The organism is Bosea vestrisii, from assembly GCF_030144325.1.
GTDB classification, from domain to species: Bacteria; Pseudomonadota; Alphaproteobacteria; order Rhizobiales; family Beijerinckiaceae; genus Allobosea; species Allobosea vestrisii_A.
In genome coordinates this window covers 2,076,641-2,100,615 of sequence record NZ_CP126307.1, presented here as the reverse complement: position 1 = coordinate 2,100,615, position 23,975 = coordinate 2,076,641, and the positions used below count along the sequence as shown (strand labels likewise).

Below are 23,975 nucleotides of genomic sequence, written 5' to 3'. Positions count from 1 at the left end.
GACCTGCAGCGATGGCCCTTTCCAAAAACGGCACGCCGGATTTCCTCGCTGACCGAGCGAGCAGGAGCCGACTGCCCGCGTCTTGCGCCCTATCTAGGGGACGTCGATCTCGCCGCCCGCCGGCTACTCGCAGATGGCAGCGGCATGACCCGGCTTTCCTTGGCCGCGCCGTCGGCATGTTGGAGATGATCGCAGGTCGGCAAGCCGAGACGATCACACAAGCAGACAACCCAGCCCCGGCCGCGACAATTCCTGGCGCGACGGCGAGATGATGGAGCAACAGCCGATGTCCGACGCAGAAACAGTTCTCGACGAACGGGTCGCGCTTGTCCGGCGCAACATATCGGATCTGATGCAGCAGGCAGCGGCCGTATCGGGTGCCGCCGCGGAAGAGAATCTGGCCGCTCGGCTGAACGACCAGCAAGAACTACTCGACAGGCTGCTGCTCGAACGCGAAGCGCTTGGCGGGCGAGGCGCTCAGCCCACTGCGGGCAAATGAACTGGATCGCATGGGCCGGGGGCGCTGCCGCCGTTTGCTCGATGGTGAGCTTCGTTCCCCAAGCCTGGCGAATCCTGAAGACGCGCGACACGAGTTCGATCTCGCCGGTGATGTACAGCTTGACGACCATAGGATTCGGGCTGTGGACCGCCTATGGCATCGGCCTTGGCGAATGGCCGCTCATCGTGACCAATAGTGTCTGCTTTGTTCTCGCAGCCTTTATCCTGGTGATGACGCTGCTTCCGCAACGAACCAAAGACCGTGTCGCCGAGGCTGTTGGCGATGCTCCCGACTAGCCGGCTAGATCTGGCGGGCTCGTCGGCGTCAGGGTCGACAAGGCGGTCGTAAAGCTCGAGGATCAAAGCGCCTCGATCGGCGCCCCGCCGCGATAGCGCTCGTGGCAAAGCTCCGCTGCGCCGACCGATGACGCGTTCCGAGGTCAGGTCGAAAAGGTCACCGCGGATATCGCCTGATGCGATTGCGCCGGTTGCCAGTGCCTGGGCGATCTCACCCGCCTCACTCGTGGCGCCCGCTCGCGTATCGACAAAAATGCTGGCTTGCCGCAATGCGTCGTCGTCCGCCTCGCGCGTAAACGCGCCGACAAGATCGAGATGGCAGCCAGGCCGGAGCCATTTCCCGCGGACGAGCGGCTCTTCGCTAAGCGTGGCGCAGGAAACGATATCGCGGCGACCGCCTCGTCGTCGAGATGGAGCATCGCCCGGCCTCACACAGCCAATCGGAAGGCCGGCAGCGGGTAGCGCCGTGCCTCGTCGGGCGGCAGCAGCTCCAACCTCGCCCCGCTCGTGATCGACGCCGCATCGGCGCCGATGATCCGGCCGAGGAGGCTCGCGCCTTCGTCCAGCGCGATCTCGGCGAGGATGATCGGAACCTCCTCGTTGAACGAGGGATGGTTGGGGCGGGTGATGAGCGAGAAGGACACGATCCGGCCGCGCCCCGTCACCTCCGTCCAGACGAGGTCGGCCGAGCCGGTATAGGGGCAGATCGGCCGGGGATAGAAGAACAGGGGGCCGCCGTCGCGGCTCTGCTGGAGCAGCAGCCGGCCCTCGCGCCAGCCGGCCAGGAAGGGCGCATTGTCCTCGTCTTCATAGGGTTGCGGATAGGCGATCTCAGCGCTCATGACACGGCCTCCAGGATGATGCTGCTGGCGGAAAGACCATGGCCGTAGCCGACCATGCCATAGCCTGCGACGAGGCCACGTCTGGCGTTGGCAACCTGCCGGTTGCCGGCTTCGCCGCGCAATTGCCGCACCGCTTCGGTGACGCTCAGCAGGCCGCCCGCGATGCCGGCCTGCCCGCAGGACAGCTGGCCACCACCCGTGTTCAAGGGCAGGCTGCCGTCCCAGGAGAAGCTGTTGGCGGCCAGGAAGGCGCTTACTTCGCCCTTCTTGCAGAAGCCGAGATCCTCGAGCTGGATCGCCACCATGATCGGGTAATCGTCATAGAGCTGGACGAAATCCATGTCCTTGGGGCCGAAACCCGCCTTGTCGTAGAGCTTTCCCGCAAAGGTCTCCCAGCCGCCGCGCAGCGGAGCGATCTCCATCGGCGGATGGTTGTGGCGTTCGAAGCCCGAGAGGATGCGGACAGCCTTTCCCGCCGGTGCGCGGTCCAGCGTGGTGACGACCACGGCCTCGGCGCCGGCGCAGGGCAGTACGCAATCATAAAGGCAGATCGGATCCGCGATGACGCGGGCGTTCATGTAGTCGTCGATCGTCATCGGGCCGCGCAGCAGCGCGTGCTCGTTGCGCTGTGCACTGCGGCGCTGGTCGACGGAGATGCGGCCGAGATCCTCGCGGCGCGTACCATAGGTCTCCGCATGCTTGCGCTGGATGATGCCGAACAGGCCGTTGGCCCCGCCGAAGCCGAGCGGCGTGCCGTAATTGCGCAGGCCCCGGCTGAAATTGTCCATCAGCTTGAAATGGCCGCCGACATCGTAATTGTCGCCGGCAATGCACAGGACGGTCGTGGCCTGGCCACTCTCGATGGCGTGCCTGGCGTTGATGATGCTGGCGACCGGGCCGGCACTCCCGGCCGTGCCCAGATAGGCCCACGACACGGAGATGCCGAGCTGCTCTGCCGCCGTCACCGTGTTGTCCGGTGGCAGTTCGAAGGAACAGATCGCGAGACCGTCGACATCCTTGAAGGCGAGGCCGGCCGAAGCCAGCGCCTTGCCCCCTGCTTCCGCGAGGAAGGAAAAGAGCGAGCGTGTTGTCCGCTTCTCGTAGGCGGTGTGGCCGTAGCCGGCGATTCCGATACTGCTTGTCATGACCGCCTCAGATGATGTGGTTGCGTCGGAGGTCTTCGATCTCGGCCTGCGAAAGGCCGAGCCAGTCACCGAAGACCTCGTCATTGGATGCGCCGGGATCGCGCCCCGACCAGCGGATGTCGCCCGGCGTCTCGCTGAGTTTCGGTACCGGCGCTGGCATGCGCATCGGTCCCAACGTGTCGTCGACAAGCGTGCGGACGGCTTCGCGCGCGGCAACATGGGCGTCGCTCAACACATCGGCGATATCGTGGATCTTGCCGGCTACGACCTTGTTTGCGACGAGCTTCTCCAGAGCGAGCGCCGTGGGCTGCGTCTTCAGCCAGGCCGCGACTTCGTCATCGATCGCAACGCGATGCGTGACGCGGTCGGCCATGGTTGCGAAGCGCGGATCGTGCTTGAGATCCGGGCGTCCCATCGCATCGACGAGACCTTCGTAGATGCGCTGGGAGCCGCAGCTGATCGCAATCGCGCCACCATCGGCCGTGGCGTAGACGTTGCGCGGAACGTCCTCCTCCATCTGGTTTCCGAGCAAGGGCTTCTTCTGGCCGGTCTGGTCGTAGCGCACGATCACGGATTCGATGATGCGCAGCAGCGGCTCGTAGAGCGCGACGTCGACCACCTGACCGCGGCCGCTGCTCTCGCGTCGATGGATTGCCGCCATAGCACCGAAAGCCCCGAAGACGCCGGCGAGATAATCGCCCATCGGGAATGCCGAGACGGTCGGCCCCTTGTCGGGATGGCCGGTGAAGGATGCCAGGCCGGAAAAGGCCTCGGCGATGGTGGCATAGCCGCCCTGTTCCCGGTTGGGTCCGGTCTGCCCCCAGCCGCTGACGCGTACCCAGACGATACGCGGAAAGCGCTTCGACAGCTCAGCGGGATCAAAACCCCAGCGCTCGAGCGTGCCCGGGCGGAAGTTCTCGATGACGATGTCGCTTTCGCCGATCAGTCGCAGCGCGATCTCACGCGCTTCCGGTCTTGAGATATCGAGGGTGATGACGTGCTTGTTGCGCGCCATCGTCTTCCACCACAATGCCACACCGTCCTTGTGCGGCGGCCATTCGCGCAGGGCGTCCGGCTTGCCCGGCTTCTCCACCTTGATGACGCGGGCGCCGAAATCCCCCAGCATCGAGCCGACGAATGGGCCGGCCAGCATTGAGCCGAGTTCGAGAACCTTGAGGTCCGACAGGGCACCTTCAGGCATAGTTCGGGCGTGCGCTTCCATGATGGCTCGCTTTCTGCAGGGATGAGAAGCGGCGGTTGCCGCCTATTTCGAGGGTGTCGCGACCCGGTCGATGCCGACGAAGATATCGAGCAACACCACCGCTACGATGGCGACGTAGATCGTTCCGGCGGAGATCGCCGCAACCATGGGGTCGATGGCGTACTGGACGTAGTTGAAGAGCTTGACCGGGATGGGCATCAGCGTCGCAGTCGCATTGAAAATGCTCAGCTCGACGTTGATCCAGGAGATGATGAGCGCAAACAGAGCGCCAGCGACGAGCCCTGGCTTGATGATCGGCAGTGTCACCAGGAAAAAGGTCGAGAAGGCGGAGGCACCGAGATCGAGGCTCGCTTCCTCCAGCGTCTGGTCGAAGCGGGCGAGCGAGGCCAGCACCGTCCGCAGGATGTAGGGAACGACGATGACGACATGGCCTACGAGCAGCGCGGTGTAGCTGCGCGCGAAGCCGAGCATGCTGGCATATTGCAGAAGCGCGGCACCGATCACGATCGTCGGCAGGATCAGGGGCGCCAGGAAGATCGCGTTGATGATCTTGACGCCGGGCAGGTTGCTTCGCGTGATCGCCAGAGCCGCCGGTATCCCAAGCAGGACTGCAATCACTGTGGAAGCAACCGCGAGCGACACGCTGAGCCCGATCGCATCCAGATAGGAGGTGTCGGCGAGGAAGCGCTGATACCAGCGCAGGGTGAAGCCCACCGGGGGAAAGGTCAGATACTCGGTCTCCGTGAAGGAGACCGCGACGATGATCGCGAGCGGGATCGTCAGGAACGCCAAGCCCGCCCAGACGAAAATCAGCAGGAAAACACGGCCGATTCGTTCCGAGAGCGTCATCATGCGCGCACTGCCTGGCGGCCAGTTGGCTGCCGTTCGATGAAGAACAGATAAAGTGCGATCAATACGAGCGTGACGACGAGCAACCCGACCGCGAGCGCAGCTCCGAAGTTGAAGTCGAAGAGCGAGCCGTATTGCTCGAAGATCGACATCGCCATCACGACGGTGCGACCGCCGCTCATGATGCTCGGAACGACATAGGCGCTGACGGCGAGGGTGAAGACGATCAGCGATCCCGCGACCACGCCCGGCAAGCTGAGCGGGAAGGTGACCTTGACGAAGGTGACAAACCGGCTCGCTCCCAAATCCAGTCCGGCTTCCACCAGCGATTTGTCGATGGTCTGGAGGACCCCGGCGACTGTCAGCACCATGAAGGGCACGAGGATGTAGGTCAGCCCGATGATGATGCTGAGTTCCGTGAACAGGATCGGGATCGGCCTGTCGGTGAGGCCGAATGCCATCAGCGTCGTGTTCACCAGCCCCTGGCGCCCGAGCAGGATCATCCAGCCGAAGGAGCGCACGATGTTGCTCGTGAACAGCGGCATGAGGACCAGAACGTAGCAGATGCGCCTGGCCCCGCGGCTGCGGACCACGTTCACGATGTAATAGGCGATGGGATAGCCGATCGCGAAGGAGACCAGCGTCGCGATCAGCGAGAGCTTGAAAGTCACGTAGAGGACGCCGGGATAGTAGCTGTCGCCGAGAATGCGGGTGTAGTTAGCCAGGCTCCAGACGCCATCCTTGGTCTGGAAGCTCGCGATCACGACGACAAAGAAGGGCACGAGGAAGAAGGCTGCCATGAAGGCCAGCGGTAGGCCGATCAAAAGGGCGGCCCAGCCATTGCGGATTCTCATCGCACAGCCCCTCTCGGTCTATGGTGGGCGGCGAGCGCGCTCATTTCGTCAGCACTCGACCACTGTCACGATGCCAGGACAGCACCACGTCGTCGCCGACCGTGATCGGTGTATCTCCAGCGAGCGATGCCTGCTGAGCGACGATCTCTTGCCCCTCGGCCGTGACGGCGTAGATTCGAACGATCCCACCGGCAAAGACGATCTCCCTGACGCGCGCTGACGTCGAGATCAGGTTTCCAGAAGGGGCGGGCGGGTGTTGGACGCTGACGGCTTCCGGACGCAAAAGATAAGTCGCCGGCGTGCCGGGCCTGGCATCGTGATGCGCCGCAATCGAGAGCGCCCCCACGGACAGCGAGCCATCCGTCGCGACGGTCGCGGCCAGCAGGTTGGCGTCCCCGATGAAGTCGGCGACATAGCGCTCGGCGGGCGCGTGATAGATGTCGCGGCCCGAGCCGATCTGGGCGATGCGGCCGGCATCCATCACGGCGATGCGGTCGGCCATCACCAAGGCTTCCTCCTGGTCGTGCGTGACGAAGATGAAGGTGATGCCGAGTTTCTGCTGCAAGGCCTTGAGTTCGATCTGCATCTGCTTGCGCAGCTTGAGATCGAGCGCGCCGAGTGGCTCGTCGAGCAGCAGGACCTTGGGCCGGTTTGCGATGGCGCGAGCCAGGGCGACGCGCTGCTGTTGCCCGCCCGAGAGCTGCGACGGGAAGCGCCCAGCATAGGCGGCCATGCCTACGGTCGAGAGGCAATCCTCGATGATCGAGGAAACCTCGCGGGCGGCCTTGCCCGCGCGCCGCGGGCCGAAGCCCACATTCTGGGCGACGGTCAGATGCGGGAAGAGCGCGTAATTCTGGAAGACCGTATTCACGGGCCGACGGTTGGGCGGCAGGCGCTTCATCGACCGGCCATCGATCATGATGTCGCCATCGCTGAACTCGACGAAGCCGGCGATGGTGCGCAACAGGGTCGTCTTTCCACAGCCGCTGGGGCCCAGCAAGGCCAGGAATTCGCCTTCCGCCACATCCAGCGAGATGTCGTTCAGCACCACGAGATCGCTGTAGCGTTTCGTCAGGTGCTCGACTCTGATGTAGCTGTTGTTCATCGATGTTCCGGGCCGCTCGCGCGCCATCTCAAGCTACGGGGATCGGCATGTTCATCAGCGGAACATGCTGCTGGCAGCCATACATGTCGCCCTCGCCAGCCGATCCCTGCGCGCGGGGGCGTTTGATCGTGATCTTGATGGCGTTCGCCATGTCGATCTCGAAAAAGGAGGAAATATCCGAGACTGAAAGGCCGTACGCCTTCGCGACCGTTTCGGGAGTGATCGCGCCGGAGGAGCGGATCACCTCGTAGTTCGCCTTCTCCTTGCACAGGATGTCGAAGGTGATGCGATAGGGACCGGCGTTCTTGCTGCGGACGATGTCCGCGATTTCGCGGAGGGGACGGGCGCTCATCTCACAGCTCCTCGATGCTGACGGGGAAAAGCTCAGTCGGCGAATCCACCTTCATCAGGTGATAGGCGCTGAACTCGTAGACGGGGCCGACGTCGAGGTCGGACGGCGAATAGGGGAAGGCCAGATTGCCCGACGGATTGATGATGCCCTCGTAGTGATGGTGCAGCATTGCTCCGCTGAGCTGATGGCAGGCTGCGTGGGCAAGCTCCTGGCTGGCCGCGGTAACCTCGATCACAAGCCCGACCTCGCGTTGCAAGGCCTTGTCCCGTTCCAGCTCCTTCATCACGCCGTCGCGCCCGTAGACATGGAATTGGATAGCGATCGGAGATGGCGCAAAGTAATCCATCGCCTTGTATTTGAGCTGGTCCAGAATACCGTCGAGTGCAGCGATCGTTGTGGGACAACGAATGCCTGCGATCGAGATGGAACGGTAGCCTGCCAGCCGCGCACCTTCCAGCTTGACGTAATAATCTTCAGTTTCTGTCAGTTTCGCGCCTTTGACACGGACCTGCCTGTCGCCGAGCTGCTCGAACGAGCAGGCAGTCAGGTCGATCTCGTGGCCGGGGCCCCCCTGCTTGAAGGGGTTCTCGCGCTCATAGAGCGAATGCGCGGAGACTGACTTGACCGAGGCGCGCCGACCGGTGCTGCCGGGCTCGAGCACGAAGCTGTCTTCGTGAATGGTTCCGAGCATCACGTCCATGGCGAAGGGCTCGGCGGAGAACGCGCCGCATTCCAGGATTTTGCCCATATGGATCGCCAGCGCGGGATCGGCGCCTTTCCAGATCGGATAAGCGGCGATCACCGAGTCATCGCAGGCGCGGCCGGCGATGATGACGTTTGCACCGGCGTCGAGCGCTTCGCAGATCGGCTCGTGCCCCATCTGGGCCACAAGGGTGACCGTCTGGTCGAGCGCTTCCTGCGTCAGTGGATGCCCGGCCTCGAAGTCGATCACCTCGCCCGCTGCGACCGCGCGCTTGGCCCGCTCGATCGGGATATCGGAGCGAATGGTCGCAAGCTTGAGCTTTAAGCCAGTCTCTTTGGCGATCTCGCGAACCAGAGCGGCAGTCCGATCGACCTGAACCCCGGAACCGGCTCCGCCCACGCTACCGACGATGACGGGGATGCCAGCCTTCTGCCCCGCGCGGATCAAGGCCGTCAGCTCTCGCTTTATGCTGACATCCGAGACCAGCGGCTTGCCTGAGCCAAGGTAGTGAGGCCCGGGATCGGTCGAGCCGGCATCGACTGCAATGACCGCGGGATTAAGGGACATGCCCCGCGCCAGGGCTTCATCACCGAAGCCGTAGCCCAGAGTTCCCGTGGGGGTGAGCACGGTAATGGCAGACATCTTTGACATCGATCTTTCGCTCGGCCGGAACTGTCGAATTCGCCGATTTGTGGCGAAATCATCGGCTTCTATTGAGCGAGCGACCTCCGCAGCGGTCAAATTGCTTCTGGCGGGTCAGCCATAACCGCTGGATATGCCCCAGCGGAGATGCCCGGACTATCGCGTTGCTCGACGTCAGATCTCGTCGCCGATTGCAGCCGACATCGCCGCAATCTTCGTCGTCAAATTCGATCGGACATGCTCCGTGAGCGCCTTCGTTGCGAGGGAAGGTTCGCGGAAGCTCGGCATCACGACCCACACGTTGAAATTCACCGCCGGACGAAACGGCCTGACGACCAACTGATCTCTTGTGAACCCTTCCGTGCTGAGCGGGTCCACGATCGAGACGCCCACGCCAGCCGCGACAAACGAACAGCACGCTTCGGTGAGCTGGACCTTGATGACGATGTTTCGCTCGGAGCCACTTTCGGCGAACACCCGGTCGATTTCCAATTGTGCCCGGTCTTCGTCGACCATGCCGATAAATCGCTCGCCATGCAGGTCGCGGGCATGGATCACCTCGCGCGATGCCAGGGGATGGTCAGGCGCCATCGCACAGACGGCCCTCATCGAGCACAATATCTCGAAGTTCACACCAGCGCGGTCCGGGGCGAACATCCCGAAGCCCAGATCGAACCCTTGCGTGGCGACAGCCTCCACAAGGAGCCAGGAATTCCGGCTGGACATCTCGATCCGCAGACCGGGTCTGGTTGTCAGAAAACCGCCCAGGATAGGAGGCAGGACTCTCGCCGCCAGCGATGGATAGGAAACGAGGTTGATCTCGCCGTAATCGAACTGCTTGATCGCTCGTGCCCGTGCGGAAACGGATTCCACGCTCAGAAAAACCCGTTCGACCTCGGAATAGAGCATCTGCCCTTCCGATGTGGGCACAACCCCGTTTTTCTGCCGATGAAACAGCGAGAAGCCGCATTTTCGCTCGAGCAGGAAGATCAATTTGCTGACGGCAGGCTGCGACAGGCTGAGCTTCTCCGCCGCTCTGGTGAAGCTGCCCAATTCCATGATGGTTTTGAAGGCTTCGAGCTGTCGGATGTTCATAGCGAAAAGTTATCTCAGAGCCTTCGATTTCAATTTGATGCCGAACTCAAGCCGAGTCCTCATACCTCTCTCAGGGGAAATAAGCCAAACGGCGAAGGAGAGGCCATGACGCATTTCAAGGCAAAGCTGCTTGCGGGCACGATTGCGTTCGCCGCGCTTGGCGGCCTGGCAACCGTTGCCGCTGCGGAGGATTCCATCACGGTCGCCACCTATGGCGGGGAATGGGGCGCTGCCATGCAGGCTTGCATCATCGATCCTTTCACGCGCGACACCGGCGTGCGCGTCACGCCCGAGCCCGGGGTCTCGGGTGTGACGCTCAGCAAGCTTCGCCAACAGAAGGAAGCCCCATCGCTGGATGCCGTCTGGATCGACGGCGGCGTGTCCGAAATCGCGGCTGCCGATGGCGTGCTTGCAGCGGTCGATCCCGCGAAAGTCACTGCCGTGGCTGGGATGGTGCCCGAGGGCGTCTACAAAGGCGCCGACGGCAAGATTTTCGCGCTGAGCACGGGCTTCTACTCGCTTGGGCTTGCCTACAACACCCGCGACATCAAGCAGGCACCGGCCTCCTGGCTCGACCTGTGGAAGCCTGAATTCGCCGGCGCGGTCACGTTCCCGAGCCCATCGAATGCCATGGGCGTGCCCTTCATCGTTCATCTCGCCGGGCTGCTCGGCGGCAATGCGGATAACGTCGCCCCGGCTTTCGAGAAGCTTAAACAGCTCAAGGTTTCCGCCTATTTCGACACTGCAGGAGCGGGAACCAATTTGTTCCAGAGCGGCGAGGCCATCATCGGCGCACACTATGCCAGCTCGGCCTATGCGATGCGCGACCAGAAGCTTCCGATCGAATTCGTCGTGCCGAAAGAAGGAGCGATCGGTGGCGATATCCGTCTGCATCTGGTCGCCAACAGCAAGAAGCAGGCTCTGGCGGAGAAGTTCATGAACTACGCGATCGGCAAGGCGCCGGCGCAATGCATGGCGGAGAAAATCTACGTCGGACCGGCAACGTCCGGGGTGGACCTGACAGACAATGCCAAGCAGCGCATGCCATGGGGCCCCAACGGCTCCATCAAGAGCCTTGCGCTGCCCGATTGGAACAAGATCAACACAAACCGAGCAGCTATCATCGAGGCCTTCAACAAGACGGTGGTCGCCAAGAAATAGTCGGGAGGGGCGCCAGAACCTTCAAGCGTCGAGGTAAAGGCGGGCGACCTGATCGCCCGCCTTCAACAGTCCCTGCCAAGCTCGTCTGCGAAACGCTGCAGTTGTGCCAGGGCATGCTCGACGAAGCGATCAACCAGGTTGAACGAGCGCGCCGCCTTCGGCCGAATGAGCCAGATGTCGAATTCCACCGCCGGCTCGAATGGTCTGGCCGTGATGCGTGCGTCGGTATTGTTGTAAGCGCTGATCGGGTCGACGACCGCGATGCCCGCCCCAGCGGCGACGAACGAGAAAGCTGTCTCCGACTGGCCCACTTCGAGCCGCAACCTGCGTGAGATTTTTCGCTCCTCAAAGAGCCGGTCGATCATGAAGCGGGAATGGTCTTGCGGGCCCAGCGAGATGAAGTCTTCTTCGACAAGATCTTCTGCCCGGACGCACGTGCCTCCTGCAAGCCGATGTCCGCTCGGCATGATGCAGAGGCCGCGCAGCCGATGCAGACGGGTGCTCTCAACCTCGGGACGGTCACCGGGAAGAATGCTGAATCCAACATCGACATGCTGAGTAGCTACAGCATCGATCAAGCTGCGCGAGCGCATGCTTTCAAACCGGAAGCGTGTGTCGGGCCGGCTTTCGCAAAAAGACCAGATGATCTCCGGCAGAACGCGGCGCGCGATGGCGGGAAAGGCCGCGATGCTGAGCGCACCCCAGGATTGGTCGCGCAGCGCTGTCGCCACCCGGGCGATCTGGCCGACGCCAACGAACATGCGCTCGACCTCGGAGAACAGCGCCTGTGCCTCCCGGGTTGGTGCCAGCTTATTGCCTTGCCGCTCGAAGAGGCGAAAACCGCAATGGCGTTCGAAATGGGCGATGAGCTGGCTGACGGCCGGCTGTGAGATGCTCAATCTCTCCCCGGCGCGCGTCACGCTGCCAGTCGTCATGACGGCACGGAAAGCCTCGATTTGGCGGACATTCATGCGAGCAGCATAAGTTTGAGTTATTCTGTGACGATAATTTTCTATTAGATTATTATATTCTGCAAGAGGATGATCACCTCAAGGACGCGCGAGGATGTCTGCAGGGCATTCCGGGCAAGCGTCCGGACAATGGGGATCGTCATGTTCGAAATCGCTCAGCTACGTGTCCGCTCCATGGTGTTCGCTGCAGCCGGCATGGTCCGCGGTGCGCGCCTCCTGACCGGCGCCTCGCTCCTGGCGCTAGGCCTCGCAGCTTCGCTCGGAGCTGCGCAGGCCGACCAGCTCGACCGCGTGAAGCAGCGCGGCAAGCTCATCGTCGGCATTCGCAACGACTACGTGCCCTTCGGCTACCTGGATCCCAAGGGGCAGAACACCGGCTTCGAGGTCGATCTGGCACGGGCCGTCGCCAAGGATGTCCTGGGTTCCGAGACGGCGATCGAGTTCGTGCCCGTGGTCGCCTCCAACCGGATCGAGTTCCTCAATGCCGGCCGCATCGACGTGATCTTCGCGACGCTCGGCGTCAATGCCGATCGCGGCAAGGTCATCGATTTCACGCAGCACTATTATTCCATGGCTGGCATCGTGCTGCTCGCGCCGAAGGAAGCGACCTACAAGAGCTGGGACGACATCCGCGGTAAGAAGATCTGCGGCAGCCAGGGCAATCTCTATAACCGGACGCTGAGCGAGAAGATGGGGGCTGAGCTGGCGCTGTTCACCGGCACCGCCGAGATCTTCAGCGCTTTCCAGGGCGGCCGTTGCGACGCCATCGCCTATGACGGCCCAAACCTGAACATGAAGGTCACGGAGGACGGCTGGAAGGACAAGTACAAGATCGCGCTCCAGACCTTCGAATATGTTCCGATCGCCGGCGGCGTGCGCAAGAACGAGCCCGGCTTTCTCAAGGCGGTCGATGCGGCCATCATCAAGGCCGAGGCGAGCGGGCTCATGGTCGAGGGCGAGAAGAAGTACAGCCTCGGTGAGAGCGAATACGTCCAGAAGCGGTCTGCCGAAGCCAAGAAGGCGCAGTAGCGCGAGCGCGGAACGAACCAGGCGCAAGCAGGATCGGATCGATCATGTACGCGAAGGTCGAGCCCCCCGGCGAACGCCGTGTCATCGACGACGGCGCCGGCCTGGCCGGTCTCGACGCCGCCGTGCGGCGCGTGCTGCCGCCGGCGCTCTACCACTATGTCGCCGGCGCCTCTGACGACGAGGCGACGCATGCCCGCAACCTGCGCGCCTTCGGCCACTATGCGTTCCTGCCGAAGGTTCTCGTCGATGTCTCCCGGCGGTCGCTCGCGGCTTCGCTGTTCGGAGTCGATAGAAAACTGCCCTTCGGCATCGCGCCGATGGGCTTCAGCCGACTCATCGCGCCCGACGGCGATATCGCCCTCGCGCGTGCCGCCGCGGATGCCAAGATTCCCTTCATTCTCAGCGGCGCCTCGCTGACGCGAATGGAGGAGGTCAGGGCCGCCGGCGCCACGAGCTGGTTTCAGGCCTATGTGCCCGGAGACATGGATCGCATCGCGGCGCTGGTCGATCGTGTCGAGGCTGCCGGCTTCGATACGCTGGTGATCACCGCCGATACCGCCGTGCATCCCAAGCATGAGCGCGCCGCACGCCATGGCTTCCGCTCGCCAGTGAGGCCGAGCCTGGGTCTCGCCTGGCAGGGACTGTCGCGCCCGGGTTGGCTCCGGCGCGTCCTGCTGCGCGATCGCCTGGCTGCCCTGAGGTTCCGCTTCGAGAACATGGATGCCGGCCAGGGCCCACAGGTCTTTTCCGCGACCCTGACCCGCGACATCGGCAGGCGGGATGCTCTCTCCCTGGCAGCATGTCGAAGCCGTGCGCAGGCGCTGGAAGGGCAAGCTCGTCATCAAGGGCATCATGGCGGCCGAGGATGCGGCAACCGCCGCGCAAGTCGGGGTGGACGGCATCATCGTCTCCAATCATGGCGGCCGGCAGATCGACTGCGCCGCGAGCTCGCTCACGGCATTGGAACGGATCGCCGAGCGCGGCCTGTCGCCGGTCCTGATGTATGACGGAGGCATCCGGCGCGGGGCGGACGTGCTGAAAGCCCTGAAGCTCGGCGCGGACTTCGTTTTCCTTGGGCGGCCGATGCTGATGGCGGCTGCCATCGGCGGCCAGCGCGGCGTAGCCGATGCCATTGCGCTGCTCGCACAGGAGATCGACATCGCGATGGCCCTGCTCGGCATCGACCGGCTTGCCGGCCTTGCCGACGTCGCGCTGCTGCGGGACCTGAGAGCCGCATCATGAGCCTCGACTACAGCTGGCTTAGCGATGGTCTCTACCAGACATGGCTGCTGCGCGGCCTGGGGACGACGGTTCTGATGAGTCTGCTCGGCATCGCGCTGATGCTGGTCATCGGCGTGGCGGGTGCTCTGTGCCTGCATTTCCGCCTGCCCGTGCTGGAAACCCTGATCACCGTCCTGGTCGAATTCTTCCGCAACACGCCTCCGCTGGTGCAGCTCTTCTTCCTGTACTTCATGCTGTCGGAAGTCGGTCTCAAGCTCACGGACCCGACGAGCGGCCGCAGCGTACCCCTGTTTTCGGGCTTCACCTGCGTGGTGCTCTCGCTGGGGCTCTACAACGGCGCGATTGCGGTCGAGATCATCCGCTCCGGACTGCTCGCAGTGCCGTCCCAGACAGTGGAGGGCGCGCGCTCTCTGGGCTACACGCGCTTCCAGGCTTTCCGGTACGTTGAGCTGCCGATCGGCTTCAGGCTGTCGATGCCGGCGATGACGAACAACGTGGTCAGCCTGATCAAGACCTCATCGCAGGCGGCGCTCGTCGCGGTGCCGGACATCATGTACGGCGCGACGCAGATCTCGCTCGAGACCTTCCGCAACCTCGAGGTCATGCTGCTGATCTGGATCCTCTACGTCGCCCTGGCGAGCCTCGCCGTCGTCGTCCTGCGCCGGCTCGGCGAGGCCCTCCGCATTCCCGGATATGGAGTGCAGGCGTCATGAGCAGCGAGTGGCGCGCCTTCCTGCTCGGCATCATCGGTGTTCCAGCCATGCTCGCGGGGCTGCTCGTCGCCGTCTATGGCGCCGAAACCGAGATCATCTTGACGAAGATCTGGCTGCGGACGCCGCTGCTGCTGTCCGGCTCGGCGGACTTCAGCAGCTATAGCGGCGGCTTCGCGGCCAACATCATCATCAGCCTCTGGGCGATGGCGATCGCCCTTGCCGTGGGCGTCGTCCTCGGCATCGGCTTGATCGCCCGCGGCGCCCTTGTCCGCGTCCCATCCGAAATCCTGATGAACGTGCTGCGCAACTCGCCCTGGCTGGTGGTGCTCTACGCGATGCTCTACCTGCTGCCCTTCGAGGTCACCGTCTTCGGCGTCACGGTTTTCCTGTCGCCGATGGTGAAGTCGATCGTCGGGCTCGCCCTGCCGGTCACGGCCAATATCGCTGAAGTGTTCCGCGGCGGCGTCGAGGCCATTGCGAGCGGACAGTGGGAATCGGCGCGCTCGCTCGGCTACCGCCGGCTGCAGATCCTTCGGCACATCGTGGTGCCCCAAGCACTGCCGCTGATGACGCCCAATCTCATGACCATCTATGCAATGTTGTTCATCGGCACGAGCCTCGTCGTGGTCACCGGAACCTCCGACGTCCTTTCCGTCGCACGCACGGTCATCGGCAGCGACGGCGATCACATCGCCACAGCCGTCTACATCATCGTGCTGCTGCTCTTCTTCCTGTTCAGCTTCCCGATCGCGATCCTGACACGCTGGCTCGAACGGCGCGTGAGAGCGAGGTGACCATGACGAATGCCGTTCCGAAACCCTTCATCGAGCTCAGCGACGTCCACAAGTCGTTCGGGGCGTTTCCCGTGCTCAACGGCGTCTCGCTCTGCGTCCGGGATGGCGGCGTGGTCTGCATCATCGGCCCCTCCGGCTCGGGCAAGTCGACGATCCTGCGCTGCATCAACGGGCTGACGCCGATCAACCAGGGCCGCATCCGCGTCGGCGAATTCCAGGTCGAGAAACTGCGGACCGATCGTGAATTCATCCCTTTGCGCCACCAGGTCGCGATGGTCTTCCAGCAGTACAACCTGTTTCCGCATCGGACCGTTCTGCAGAACCTGACGATGGCACCCGTCCAGGTGCTCGGCGAAAAACCGGCTGAGGTGACCGAGCGCGCCCGTTCGCTGCTCGCCAAGGTTCGGCTGACCGGCAAGGAAAACGCTTATCCGGGCGAACTTTCGGGCGGCCAGCAGCAGCGTGTCGCGATCGCGCGGGCGCTGGCCATGCAGCCTCGCGTCATCCTCTTCGACGAGGTCACCGCCGCTCTCGATCCGGAAATGGTCAGCGAGGTGCTGAGCGTCATCCGCGATCTCGCGCGCGAAGGCATGACCTGCGTGCTGGTGACGCACGAGATGCGCTTCGCGCAGGAGGTCGCCGACGAGGTGTTCTTCACCGACCGCGGCGTCATCGTCGAGCACGCAGCGCCCGCAACGCTCTTCAAGACTCCCTCCGACCCCCGCCTGAAAGACTTCCTCGACAAGGTTCTCTGAACACCCGCGACCAGGATCGATTGCAATGACGACCCTCAACGTATTGGTTCCCGATGCGCATTTGCGCGATCTCGACGTCGAGCGCGGCGTCTCGGGCGACAGGCTCGACTACACCGTCTTCGACGAGACCGACCCGGCCGCCATCCCGGACGAGATCTGGCGCAACTGCGATGCCATCCTTGTCTGGCATCGCATGAAGATTACAGCCGACGTCGTCGCCAAGCTCGACCGCTGCCGGCTGATCGTGCGGGTGGGTGTCGGCTTCGACAATGTCGACGGTGCCGCCTGCCGCGCGCGCGGCATCCCTCTCTCCAACGTCCCGAACTACGGCACAACCGAAGTTGCCGACCATGCGCTCGCGATGCTGCTGTACCTCGTTCGCGGCCTCGGAAGCTACGAGGCGCGCCTGAAGGCCGATCCGGTTGCCGGCTTCGTCGCCGAAAACGTGCCGGTCGTGCGCCGCATCCGCGGGGCGACGTTCGGTGCGATCGGCATGGGACGCATCGGTACCGCGATTGCCCGGCGTGCCGCCGCTTTCGACATGAAGGTCATCTATGTCGACCCGTACCAACCAGAGGGGCATGATCTCGGACTGGGGATCGAGCGCGTCCGTGCGCAGGAGGAGCTGCTGCGCCGGGCCGATATCGTCAGCCTGCATGTCCCGCTCTCCGACGCCACGCGCAACCTGATGGGCACCGCCCAGTTCGCCGCCATGAAGCCGGGCAGCATCTTCATCAACATCGCCCGCGGCGGCCTCGTCGACGTCGATGCGCTGCATGACGCGCTGAAGAGTGGCCATGTCGCTGCGGCCGGCCTCGACGTGCTGCCCAAGGAACCTCCCGTGCCGACGCCAGCGCTGATCGAGGCCTGGCGCAGCAATGCGTCCTGGCTCGCCGGGCGCTTCGTCGTCACACCGCATGCCGCCTTCTATTCGGAAGCCGGCTACCGCGACATGCGCACCTTTTCCGCCGAGATCCTGCTCGAATTCCTGTTCGAGGGACGGCTGCGGAACCACGTCAATCCCGGCTGGGACGCCAAGGCGGCGTAAGCGGGCTCGGTCTTCACAAGCACGGATACAGCACATGGCATTCCAGCAGAGCGATATCGCCTTCCCGGCGCTGAGTGCAGCGCAGATCGAGGCTTGGCGGGCCATACCCCCCGCCGTCGCGTCAGATTGCATGAATCGCACGCAGGTCATGAAGGCGGCGATCAAGCCGATTTCTCCGGACACGATCTTGTGCGGCCAAGCCCGCACCGTAACGACGATGGTCGGTGATTGCGGCCCGATATGCGCGCTGATCAGCAGCGCCAAGCCCGGAGAAATCATCGTCGTTGACGCGGGTGGTGTGGAAGACACTGCAGTCTGGGGTGGCGTCATGACCGAAGAGGCGGTTCAGCGCCGACTCGGAGGCGCGGTTGTGGATGGTGCCATCCGCGACGTGTCAGACATGAGAAAAGCAGGATTCGCGATGTTCTGCCGGGCAATCGTGCCTCGCGGCCCGCATCATGGTTTCGGCGGCACGATCGACGGGCTCGCATCCATTGCCGGTGTACCCGTGCGCTCTGGGGATATCGTTCTCGCTAACGATGATGGTGTGGTCGTCGTACCGCTTGAAAGATCCGAAGAAGTGTTGGCGGCTGCCCAGGCTCACCTTCTTAAAGAGGAAGGCTGGATCCGAGACATCCGCGCCGGGCGCAGAATACCGGAGATGTTTTCAATCCCGGCCGCCAAATAAGCAGACCGCAAACGACCTACGACAGGATCGACATCAGACCGATCCAGGCCGATCGGGCCTTACCGAAAACTCGCTGTTCGCATGGACAATCATCGGTTGTCGGCTTAGTCATATTCTGGCATAATGTATGCCAGTTTACGGCCACGCTTGGCGCGGCGTGAGAGCGGGAGGGACTGGATCGTGAGAATCCATGAGTTCCAGGCGAAGCATCTGCTGGCCCGCTACGGGCTGATCGTGCCGGAGGGTGGTGTCGCGATCACCGCCCGGGAGGCCGGCGAGATCGCGCATCGTCTCGGCGGCCCTGTGGTGGTCAAGGCGCAGATCCATGCTGGCGGCAGGGCGCGCGCCGGCGGAATCCAGCGGGTGGAGAGCCCTGCGGCCGCTGAGGCTGCCGGCGCGGAATTGCTCGGCAAGGCGCTCGTGACTGCCCAAACGGGGCCGGCGGGCCAGATCGCCAGGCGCGTCCTCGTCGAGAGGGCGCTGCCGGCGCGGCGCGAGCTGCATCTCGCTTTGCTGGTCGATTCCACCTCGGGCGAGGTGATGCTGATTGGCAGCGAACGGGGCGGCGCCGATATCGAGGAGCAGGCGGCGCGCGGCGAGCTCCAGATCCGCGAGCTCAGGCTCGGCACCGGCGGCGAGGCGCGGGCGCAGGAGGTGGCAGCCTTCGTTGCAACGCTCGGTCTGGAGGGCGCGCTGCACGAGCAAGGCTGCGCGCTTGTGGATGGCCTGCGGCGAGCCTTTGTCGAGCTCGACGCCAGCCTGATCGAGCTCAATCCGCTTGGGATCACCGAAGACGGGAGGTTGGCCGCGCTCGACGCCAAGATGACGCTCGACGACAACGCCCTGTTCCGGCATCCAGAGCTCGCGGCGCTGCGCGACGAGGACGACACCAGCGCCGCCGAATTGCAGGCCCAGCGCCATCAGCTCAACTATGTCCAGCTCGACGGCGATATCGGCATGGTGGCGAATGGCGCAGGCTTAGGTCTCGCCACGCTTGACATGGTCGTCGCCGCCAAGGGCCGGCCAGCCAATTTCATGGACATCCGGACCACCGCCAAGAGCCTCGACATCGCCCATGGCTTCGGGCTGCTGCTCGACAATCCGGCGACGCTCGCCATCCTGATCAATGTGCATGGCGGCGGCATGCAGGCCTGCGACACCATCGCCGAGGGGCTCGGCATCGCCTTGCGCCGCACCGGCCGCTCGTTGCCGCTGGTCGTGCGCCTTGCCGGCAACAACGCCGATTTCGGGCGCTCGCGCCTGCAGAACTTCGGCTGCGCGGTGATCGACTGCCCGGACATGTGGACTGCGGCCACGAAGGCGGTCGCGCTGGCGCAGAAGGGAGCCTGAGCCATGGCCGTCTTTCTGAATCGCGAGACCCGCGTTCTCTGCCAGGGCATGACCGGCTGGGCCGGCACTTATCATGTCGCGCGGATGATGGAATATGGCACGCAGGTCGTCGGCGGCGTGACGCCGGGCAAGGGCGGTCGCTCGCATCTGAACCTGCCGGTCTATGAGCGCGTGGCGGAAGCGCGGCGCGAGACCGGCGCCAATGCCAGCATCGTCTTCGTGCCGCCGGCCAATGCCGCGGCTGCCATGATCGAGGCGATCGAAGCCGAGATGCCGCTGGTGGTGACCGTCACCGAGCGCGTGCCGACGCTGGACATGGTCAGGGTACGCGCCGCGCTGAAGGGCGGGCGCACCACGCTGGTCGGCGCCAATTCGCAGGGCATCCTCGTGCCCGGCATCGGCAAGCTCGGCGTCATGGCGACCGGCAGCGAGCGCCCCGGCGGGGTCGGCATCATCTCGCGCTCGGCCTCGTTGACGAGCGAGGTGGTGGCGCAGGTCACCGCGGCGGGGCTCGGCCAGTCGGCGACGATCGGCGTCGGCGGCGATCCGATCCATGGCATCGGCATGCGCGAATGCCTCGAGCTCCTGCTCGACGACGCGGATACCGAAGGCGTGGTGCTGATTGGCGAGATCGGCGGCACGGAGGAAGAGGAGGTCGCCGCCTACCTCGCCGGCACTCCGGCGTCGAAGCCCGTCGTCGCACTGATCGTCGGCCGCGAGGCGCCGCTGGAGCGCCGCATGGGCCATGCCGGCGCGCTCACCCTGCGCGGCAAGGGCGATGCGGCGGGCAAGATCAGGGCGCTGGAAGCCGCCGGCGTTCGGATCGCCCCGAGCGCTCATCTCGTTGGCGAGACCATCAGGCAGGCGCTCGCCGAGCGTGGGTAGCGCACTTCTTCCCCTGCGGGAGAAGGGCGGGAGCGCCTCACTCCCGCTTCGGCAACCGGCCGCCGATCGAGCGGGTGATCTCGTCGGCGGCGCGGCGCACCATCGGGCCGTAGTCATCGAGCTTGCGCGGCGTCACGCGCACGGTAGGCCCCGACACCGAAACGCCCGCGATTGCTTCGGCATGCTCATTGAAGATCGGCGCGGCGACGCAACGCATGCCGAGGGTGCGTTCCTCGTCGTCGAGAGCCCAGCCGTTCCGACGCCCCTGCGCGAGCTCGCGCAGGAACTCGCCGAGATCGGTGATCGTGTGTTCGGTGAAGCGTTCGAGGCGCCTGAGCGCGCAGATCTGGCGCACGCGGTGCTCGGGCAACTCAGCCAGCAGCGCCTTGCCGACACCCGAGGCGTGCATCGCGCCGCGGCTGCCTGCCCGGAAGAAGGCGCGCAGCGTGTCATGGCTCTCGACCTGCGAGATGAACACCACCTCGCCATTGTCCTCGATGCCGAGATTGACGGTCTCGCCGGTCGCCTCCATCAGCCCATGCATGGTGGCGCGCCCCATGCTCGCGACGCGGCGGTTGCGCAGGAAGGCCGATCCGGTCTTGAAGGCGCCGACGCCGACCAGCCAGATGCCGCGCTCCATGTCGTGCTGGACGTAAGCGCGGTTCTCCAGCGTCAGCAGGATGCGATGTGCTGTCGAGGCCGAAACGTCCGAGCGGCGACTGAGCTCGCTGAGCGTCAGCCCGTCCTCTTCGGCCAAGATCTCCAGCAGCGCCAGCCCACGATCGAGCGCCTGTACCGCCCCGCCGGCGATCGCGGCCTTCAGCGAGCGCGGCCGCCCGCGTCCCTTGCGTTGCTCGATCAGGCTCATGCGCATCCTCCACCAGCGGGATGGTAGCAGAGGATGGACGTTGTGTCTGGTGAATTTAATGCGGAGTGATTTTCCAAAATCCAGATCGAGCTCGATTCGGATAATATCAAGCTATTGATTTTAAGTATGAAATTATAATTCAGATCAAAATGAAAAAACATTCTGAAATAAATTGACCGAGGCTCGCGTCTGGAATTTGGTATGCCAGTACACGGTTTTCTCACGGGAGAACGGGCCATGCCGAAAATGAGAGCCGTCGAGGCCGCGATCAGGGTTCTGGAGCGGGAAGGCGTGACACAGGCCTTCGGCGTGCCGGGTGCGGCGATCAACCCGCTCTATGCGGCGCTGAAGAGCCGGCAAAGCATCCACCATATCCTGGCGCGCCATGTCGAGGGCGCCTCGCATATGGCGGAGGGCTATACCCGCGCCAAGGCAGGCAATATCGGCGTCTGCATCGGCACTTCCGGCCCGGCCGGAACCGACATGATCACCGCGCTCTACTCGGCCATTGCCGATTCAATCCCGATCCTGTGCATCACCGGCCAGGCGCCACGCGCCCGCCTCTACAAGGAGGATTTCCAGGCCGTCGACATCGAGGCCATCGCCAAGCCGGTGACCAAATGGGCGGTGACGGTGCGCGAGCCGGCGCTGGTGCCGCGCGTGTTCCAGCAGGCCTTCCACATCATGCGCTCGGGCCGTCCCGGACCGGTGCTGATCGACCTGCCGGTCGATGTCCAGATGGCCGAGATCGAATTCGACGACGAGACCTATGAGCCGCTGCCGGTCTACAAACCCGCCGCCTCGCGCCGCCAGATCGAGAAGGCGATGGCGATGCTGGACGCGGCCGAGCGGCCGCTGATCGTCGCCGGCGGCGGCATCATCAACGCCGATGCCGCGGAGCTGCTGGTCGAGTTCGCCGAGCTCACCGGCGTCCCGGTGGTGCCGACACTGATGGGCTGGGGTGCGATCCCCGACGACCATCCGCTGATGGCGGGCATGGTCGGGCTGCAGACCAGTCACCGCTACGGTAATGCGACGATGCTCGCTTCCGACTTCGTGCTCGGCATCGGCAATCGCTGGGCCAACCGGCATACCGGCTCGATCGAGACCTACACCAAAGGCCGCAAATTCGTTCACGTCGATATCGAGCCGACCCAGATCGGTCGCGTTTTCGACCCGGATTTCGGCATCGTCTCGGACGCGAAGGCCGCGCTGGAGCTCTTCGTCGCCGTGGCCCGCGAGCGGGAAGGCAAGGGGTTGCTGAAGAACCGGACAGGCTGGGCCCAGGACTGCCGCGACCGGCGTGCGACCATGCTGCGCAAGAGCCATTTCGACACCGTGCCGCTGAAGCCGCAGCGGGTCTACGAGGAGATGAACGAGGCCTTCGGACGCGATGTCTGCTACGTCTCGACCATCGGCCTGTCGCAGATCGCCGGCGCCCAGTTCCTGCACGTCCATAACCCGCGCCACTGGATCAATTGCGGCCAGGCCGGACCGCTCGGCTGGACCCTTCCAGCGGCGCTCGGTGTGCGCGCCGCCGATCCGGAGCGCGAGATCGTGGCGCTGTCGGGCGATTACGACTTCCAGTTCCTGATCGAGGAGCTGGCCGTCGGGGCGCAGTTCAAGCTGCCCTACATCCACATCGTCGTGAACAACTCCTATCTCGGCCTGATCCGCCAGGCCCAGCGCGGCTTCGACATGGATTTCCAGGTCGGGCTCGCCTTCGAGAACATCAACGCGCCTGATCTCGACGGCTACGGCGTCGACCATGTCGCGGTGGCCGAGGGGCTCGGCTGCAAGGCGATCCGGGTGAAGAGCCCGAACGAGTTCAAGGCTGCCTTCGCCCAGGCCAGGGCCTGGCTCGCGGAATACCGCGTTCCGGTGGTGATGGAGTTCATCCTGGAGCGCGTCACCAACATCGCCATGGGCACCGAGATCGACAATGTCGTCGAGTTCGAGGAGGTGCTCGATCTGCCGGTGCCAGCGCCGGAAGCCGTGTTGCAGCCGGCGCAGTAAGCCCGACCAGCCCTACGCCATCAGGGGAGAGCCTCATGCCTCGCTTCGCCGCCAATCTGACGATGCTGTTCAACGAACTGCCCTTCCTGGAGCGCTTCCAGGCGGCGGCCGAAGCCGGCTTCCAGGGCGTCGAGTACCTGTTTCCCTATGGCTACGACAAATACGAGTTGGCGGGCCGGCTGAACCGCTGGAATCTGACGCAGGTGCTGCACAATCTGCCGGCTGGCGACTGGGCGGCCGGGGAGCGTGGCATCGCGATCCTGCCCGACCGGATCAGCGAGTTCCAACGTGGCCTGTTCGATGCGATCGACTATGCCGTCAAGCTGGGCTGCCGGCAGGTCAACTGCCTCGCGGGCATTGCGCCCCAAGGCGTCGAGCGGGCCAGGCTTCACGAGACGCTGGTCAACAATCTGCGCTTTGCCGCCCATGAGCTGTCGCAGGAAGGCATCGCGCTGCTGGTCGAGCCGATCAACACCCGCGACATGCCCAGCTTCTTCCTGAACAGCACGGCGCAGGCGCTGAGCCTGCTCGACGACGTCGATTCAACCAACCTCTTCATCCAGTACGACGTCTATCACATGCAGGTCATGGAAGGGGATCTCGCCCGCACGATCGAGGCCAATCTCGACCGGATCGCTCATATCCAGATCGCCGACAATCCGGGCCGCAACGAGCCCGGCACGGGCGAGATCAACTTCCCCTTCCTGTACCGGCATCTCGACGCCATCGGCTACGCCGGCTGGGTCGGCTGCGAATACAAGCCCGCCCGCAGCACCCGCGACGGCCTGACCTGGCTGCCGGGGCACCCGCAGGCGGCGTGACGGGAGACGGTCGAACGGAGGCTACGAAAA

The 23,975-nt window shown here is 64.2% G+C and carries 25 protein-coding genes and 2 pseudogenes; 15 read left to right on the top strand and 12 right to left on the bottom strand.

Annotated elements, in window-relative coordinates; genetic code table 11:
- Window positions 1-286: 286 nt before the first annotated feature.
- Together QO058_RS10525 and QO058_RS10520 are read left to right on the top strand one after the other, a co-directional pair.
- Window positions 287-499, top strand: coding sequence for a hypothetical protein (locus QO058_RS10525; RefSeq protein WP_284171961.1), 213 nt, complete (start codon window positions 287-289; stop codon window positions 497-499).
- Window positions 496-795: a SemiSWEET family sugar transporter gene (locus tag QO058_RS10520; RefSeq protein WP_284171960.1), complete on the top strand. Its 300-nt coding sequence runs from the start codon at window positions 496-498 to the stop codon at window positions 793-795. Before QO058_RS10525 ends, QO058_RS10520 begins: the two co-directional genes overlap by 4 nt.
- 126 nt (window positions 796-921) lie before the next feature.
- Here QO058_RS10520 and QO058_RS10515 read toward each other — a convergent pair.
- From QO058_RS10515 to QO058_RS10470, 10 genes and pseudogenes are all read right to left on the bottom strand, one after another.
- Window positions 922-1,227 (bottom strand): annotated as a pseudogene (locus tag QO058_RS10515) (hypothetical protein); the annotation flags it as partial.
- Complete coding sequence (locus tag QO058_RS10510) at window positions 1,224-1,637, bottom strand: Zn-ribbon domain-containing OB-fold protein (RefSeq protein ID WP_284171959.1); 414 nt, start codon at window positions 1,635-1,637, stop codon at window positions 1,224-1,226. The pseudogene QO058_RS10515 and the gene QO058_RS10510, both read right to left, overlap by 4 nt.
- Window positions 1,634-2,782 carry a thiolase family protein gene (locus QO058_RS10505; protein WP_284171958.1) on the bottom strand — a complete coding sequence of 383 codons (1,149 nt, stop codon included), beginning with the start codon at window positions 2,780-2,782 and terminating at the stop codon, window positions 1,634-1,636. Before QO058_RS10505 ends, QO058_RS10510 begins: the two co-directional genes overlap by 4 nt.
- Window positions 2,783-2,789: 7 nt before the next feature.
- Entirely contained in the window at window positions 2,790-4,004 is a 1,215-nt protein-coding gene (locus tag QO058_RS10500; protein ID WP_284171957.1) for a CaiB/BaiF CoA transferase family protein, read from the bottom strand.
- 42 nt (window positions 4,005-4,046) lie between these two features.
- Complete coding sequence (locus tag QO058_RS10495) at window positions 4,047-4,856, bottom strand: ABC transporter permease (RefSeq protein WP_284171956.1); 810 nt, start codon at window positions 4,854-4,856, stop codon at window positions 4,047-4,049.
- Window positions 4,853-5,707 (bottom strand): ABC transporter permease, encoded by an 855-nt coding sequence (locus QO058_RS10490; protein WP_284171955.1) that lies wholly within the window; start codon window positions 5,705-5,707, stop codon window positions 4,853-4,855. The genes QO058_RS10495 and QO058_RS10490 overlap by 4 nt, the downstream gene beginning before the upstream one ends.
- A 40-nt stretch (window positions 5,708-5,747) precedes the next feature.
- Window positions 5,748-6,812 carry an ABC transporter ATP-binding protein gene (locus QO058_RS10485; RefSeq protein ID WP_284171953.1) on the bottom strand — a complete coding sequence of 355 codons (1,065 nt, stop codon included), beginning with the start codon at window positions 6,810-6,812 and terminating at the stop codon, window positions 5,748-5,750.
- 28 nt (window positions 6,813-6,840) lie between these two features.
- On the bottom strand, window positions 6,841-7,164 hold the full coding sequence (locus tag QO058_RS10480; protein WP_284171952.1) for a DUF4387 domain-containing protein: 324 nt from the start codon (window positions 7,162-7,164) through the stop codon (window positions 6,841-6,843).
- 1 nt (window position 7,165) lies between these two features.
- A complete protein-coding gene (locus QO058_RS10475) occupies window positions 7,166-8,509 on the bottom strand; it encodes an acyclic terpene utilization AtuA family protein (RefSeq protein ID WP_284171951.1) in 1,344 nt (447 codons plus the stop codon).
- A 174-nt stretch (window positions 8,510-8,683) separates the two neighbouring features.
- Window positions 8,684-9,604, bottom strand: coding sequence for a LysR family transcriptional regulator (locus QO058_RS10470; RefSeq protein WP_284171950.1), 921 nt, complete (start codon window positions 9,602-9,604; stop codon window positions 8,684-8,686).
- A gap of 105 nt (window positions 9,605-9,709) precedes the next feature.
- Here QO058_RS10470 and QO058_RS10465 point away from each other — a divergent pair, with 105 nt between their 5' ends.
- Entirely contained in the window at window positions 9,710-10,765 is a 1,056-nt protein-coding gene (locus QO058_RS10465) for an ABC transporter substrate-binding protein (protein WP_284171949.1), read from the top strand.
- Between the two features lie 62 nt (window positions 10,766-10,827).
- Here QO058_RS10465 and QO058_RS10460 read toward each other — a convergent pair whose 3' ends face one another.
- Complete coding sequence (locus QO058_RS10460; protein WP_284171948.1) at window positions 10,828-11,736, bottom strand: LysR substrate-binding domain-containing protein; 909 nt, start codon at window positions 11,734-11,736, stop codon at window positions 10,828-10,830.
- 141 nt (window positions 11,737-11,877) lie between these two features.
- On the opposite strand from QO058_RS10460, the gene QO058_RS10455 reads away from it, so the two are divergent.
- From QO058_RS10455 to sucD, 10 genes and pseudogenes are all read left to right on the top strand, one after another.
- Window positions 11,878-12,765 (top strand): transporter substrate-binding domain-containing protein, encoded by an 888-nt coding sequence (locus tag QO058_RS10455; protein WP_284171947.1) that lies wholly within the window; start codon window positions 11,878-11,880, stop codon window positions 12,763-12,765.
- Window positions 12,766-12,809: 44 nt separating this feature from the next.
- Window positions 12,810-13,418, top strand: a pseudogene (locus QO058_RS10450) (alpha-hydroxy acid oxidase); the annotation flags it as partial.
- A 127-nt stretch (window positions 13,419-13,545) separates the two neighbouring features.
- A complete protein-coding gene (locus QO058_RS10445) occupies window positions 13,546-14,007 on the top strand; it encodes an alpha-hydroxy acid oxidase (protein ID WP_347976275.1) in 462 nt (153 codons plus the stop codon).
- Entirely contained in the window at window positions 14,004-14,720 is a 717-nt protein-coding gene (locus QO058_RS10440) for an amino acid ABC transporter permease (protein ID WP_284171945.1), read from the top strand. The genes QO058_RS10445 and QO058_RS10440 overlap by 4 nt, the downstream gene beginning before the upstream one ends.
- Window positions 14,717-15,514, top strand: coding sequence for an ABC transporter permease subunit (locus QO058_RS10435; protein ID WP_284171944.1), 798 nt, complete (start codon window positions 14,717-14,719; stop codon window positions 15,512-15,514). Before QO058_RS10440 ends, QO058_RS10435 begins: the two co-directional genes overlap by 4 nt.
- 2 nt (window positions 15,515-15,516) lie before the next feature.
- Window positions 15,517-16,269: an amino acid ABC transporter ATP-binding protein gene (locus tag QO058_RS10430; RefSeq protein ID WP_284171943.1), complete on the top strand. Its 753-nt coding sequence runs from the start codon at window positions 15,517-15,519 to the stop codon at window positions 16,267-16,269.
- 25 nt (window positions 16,270-16,294) lie between these two features.
- On the top strand, window positions 16,295-17,317 hold the full coding sequence (locus QO058_RS10425; RefSeq protein ID WP_284171942.1) for a C-terminal binding protein: 1,023 nt from the start codon (window positions 16,295-16,297) through the stop codon (window positions 17,315-17,317).
- 34 nt (window positions 17,318-17,351) lie between these two features.
- The gene (locus QO058_RS10420; RefSeq protein ID WP_284171941.1) at window positions 17,352-18,005 is read left to right on the top strand and encodes an RraA family protein; all 654 of its coding nucleotides are present in this window, start codon (window positions 17,352-17,354) and stop codon (window positions 18,003-18,005) included.
- 180 nt (window positions 18,006-18,185) lie between these two features.
- Window positions 18,186-19,355, top strand: coding sequence for an ADP-forming succinate--CoA ligase subunit beta (gene sucC, locus QO058_RS10415; protein WP_284171940.1), 1,170 nt, complete (start codon window positions 18,186-18,188; stop codon window positions 19,353-19,355).
- 3 nt (window positions 19,356-19,358) lie between these two features.
- Window positions 19,359-20,240, top strand: a complete 882-nt coding sequence (gene sucD / locus QO058_RS10410) for a succinate--CoA ligase subunit alpha (RefSeq protein ID WP_284171939.1) — start codon at window positions 19,359-19,361, stop codon at window positions 20,238-20,240.
- Window positions 20,241-20,277: 37 nt separating this feature from the next.
- Here sucD and bhcR read toward each other — a convergent pair whose 3' ends face one another.
- Window positions 20,278-21,108, bottom strand: a complete 831-nt coding sequence (bhcR, locus tag QO058_RS10405) for an HTH-type transcriptional regulator BhcR (protein WP_284171938.1) — start codon at window positions 21,106-21,108, stop codon at window positions 20,278-20,280.
- Between the two features lie 237 nt (window positions 21,109-21,345).
- Here bhcR and gcl point away from each other — a divergent pair, with 237 nt between their 5' ends.
- A complete protein-coding gene (gene gcl / locus QO058_RS10400; RefSeq protein ID WP_284171937.1) occupies window positions 21,346-23,124 on the top strand; it encodes a glyoxylate carboligase in 1,779 nt (592 codons plus the stop codon).
- Between the two features lie 35 nt (window positions 23,125-23,159).
- Entirely contained in the window at window positions 23,160-23,945 is a 786-nt protein-coding gene (hyi, locus tag QO058_RS10395; protein ID WP_284171936.1) for a hydroxypyruvate isomerase, read from the top strand.
- Window positions 23,946-23,975 lie beyond the last annotated feature (30 nt).

Coding starts and splice junctions, on each gene's coding strand:
- QO058_RS10525 (WP_284171961.1), top strand. CDS start 287: ATGTCCGACGCAGAAACAGTTCTCGACGAACGGGTCGCGCTTGTCCGG.
- QO058_RS10520 (WP_284171960.1), top strand. CDS start 496: ATGAACTGGATCGCATGGGCCGGGGGCGCTGCCGCCGTTTGCTCGATG.
- QO058_RS10510 (WP_284171959.1), bottom strand. CDS start 1,637: ATGAGCGCTGAGATCGCCTATCCGCAACCCTATGAAGACGAGGACAAT.
- QO058_RS10505 (WP_284171958.1), bottom strand. CDS start 2,782: ATGACAAGCAGTATCGGAATCGCCGGCTACGGCCACACCGCCTACGAG.
- QO058_RS10500 (WP_284171957.1), bottom strand. CDS start 4,004: ATGGAAGCGCACGCCCGAACTATGCCTGAAGGTGCCCTGTCGGACCTC.
- QO058_RS10495 (WP_284171956.1), bottom strand. CDS start 4,856: ATGATGACGCTCTCGGAACGAATCGGCCGTGTTTTCCTGCTGATTTTC.
- QO058_RS10490 (WP_284171955.1), bottom strand. CDS start 5,707: ATGAGAATCCGCAATGGCTGGGCCGCCCTTTTGATCGGCCTACCGCTG.
- QO058_RS10485 (WP_284171953.1), bottom strand. CDS start 6,812: ATGAACAACAGCTACATCAGAGTCGAGCACCTGACGAAACGCTACAGC.
- QO058_RS10480 (WP_284171952.1), bottom strand. CDS start 7,164: ATGAGCGCCCGTCCCCTCCGCGAAATCGCGGACATCGTCCGCAGCAAG.
- QO058_RS10475 (WP_284171951.1), bottom strand. CDS start 8,509: ATGTCTGCCATTACCGTGCTCACCCCCACGGGAACTCTGGGCTACGGC.
- QO058_RS10470 (WP_284171950.1), bottom strand. CDS start 9,604: ATGAACATCCGACAGCTCGAAGCCTTCAAAACCATCATGGAATTGGGC.
- QO058_RS10465 (WP_284171949.1), top strand. CDS start 9,710: ATGACGCATTTCAAGGCAAAGCTGCTTGCGGGCACGATTGCGTTCGCC.
- QO058_RS10460 (WP_284171948.1), bottom strand. CDS start 11,736: ATGAATGTCCGCCAAATCGAGGCTTTCCGTGCCGTCATGACGACTGGC.
- QO058_RS10455 (WP_284171947.1), top strand. CDS start 11,878: ATGTTCGAAATCGCTCAGCTACGTGTCCGCTCCATGGTGTTCGCTGCA.
- QO058_RS10445 (WP_347976275.1), top strand. CDS start 13,546: ATGCTCTCTCCCTGGCAGCATGTCGAAGCCGTGCGCAGGCGCTGGAAG.
- QO058_RS10440 (WP_284171945.1), top strand. CDS start 14,004: ATGAGCCTCGACTACAGCTGGCTTAGCGATGGTCTCTACCAGACATGG.
- QO058_RS10435 (WP_284171944.1), top strand. CDS start 14,717: ATGAGCAGCGAGTGGCGCGCCTTCCTGCTCGGCATCATCGGTGTTCCA.
- QO058_RS10430 (WP_284171943.1), top strand. CDS start 15,517: ATGACGAATGCCGTTCCGAAACCCTTCATCGAGCTCAGCGACGTCCAC.
- QO058_RS10425 (WP_284171942.1), top strand. CDS start 16,295: ATGACGACCCTCAACGTATTGGTTCCCGATGCGCATTTGCGCGATCTC.
- QO058_RS10420 (WP_284171941.1), top strand. CDS start 17,352: ATGGCATTCCAGCAGAGCGATATCGCCTTCCCGGCGCTGAGTGCAGCG.
- sucD (WP_284171939.1), top strand. CDS start 19,359: ATGGCCGTCTTTCTGAATCGCGAGACCCGCGTTCTCTGCCAGGGCATG.
- bhcR (WP_284171938.1), bottom strand. CDS start 21,108: ATGAGCCTGATCGAGCAACGCAAGGGACGCGGGCGGCCGCGCTCGCTG.
- gcl (WP_284171937.1), top strand. CDS start 21,346: ATGCCGAAAATGAGAGCCGTCGAGGCCGCGATCAGGGTTCTGGAGCGG.
- hyi (WP_284171936.1), top strand. CDS start 23,160: ATGCCTCGCTTCGCCGCCAATCTGACGATGCTGTTCAACGAACTGCCC.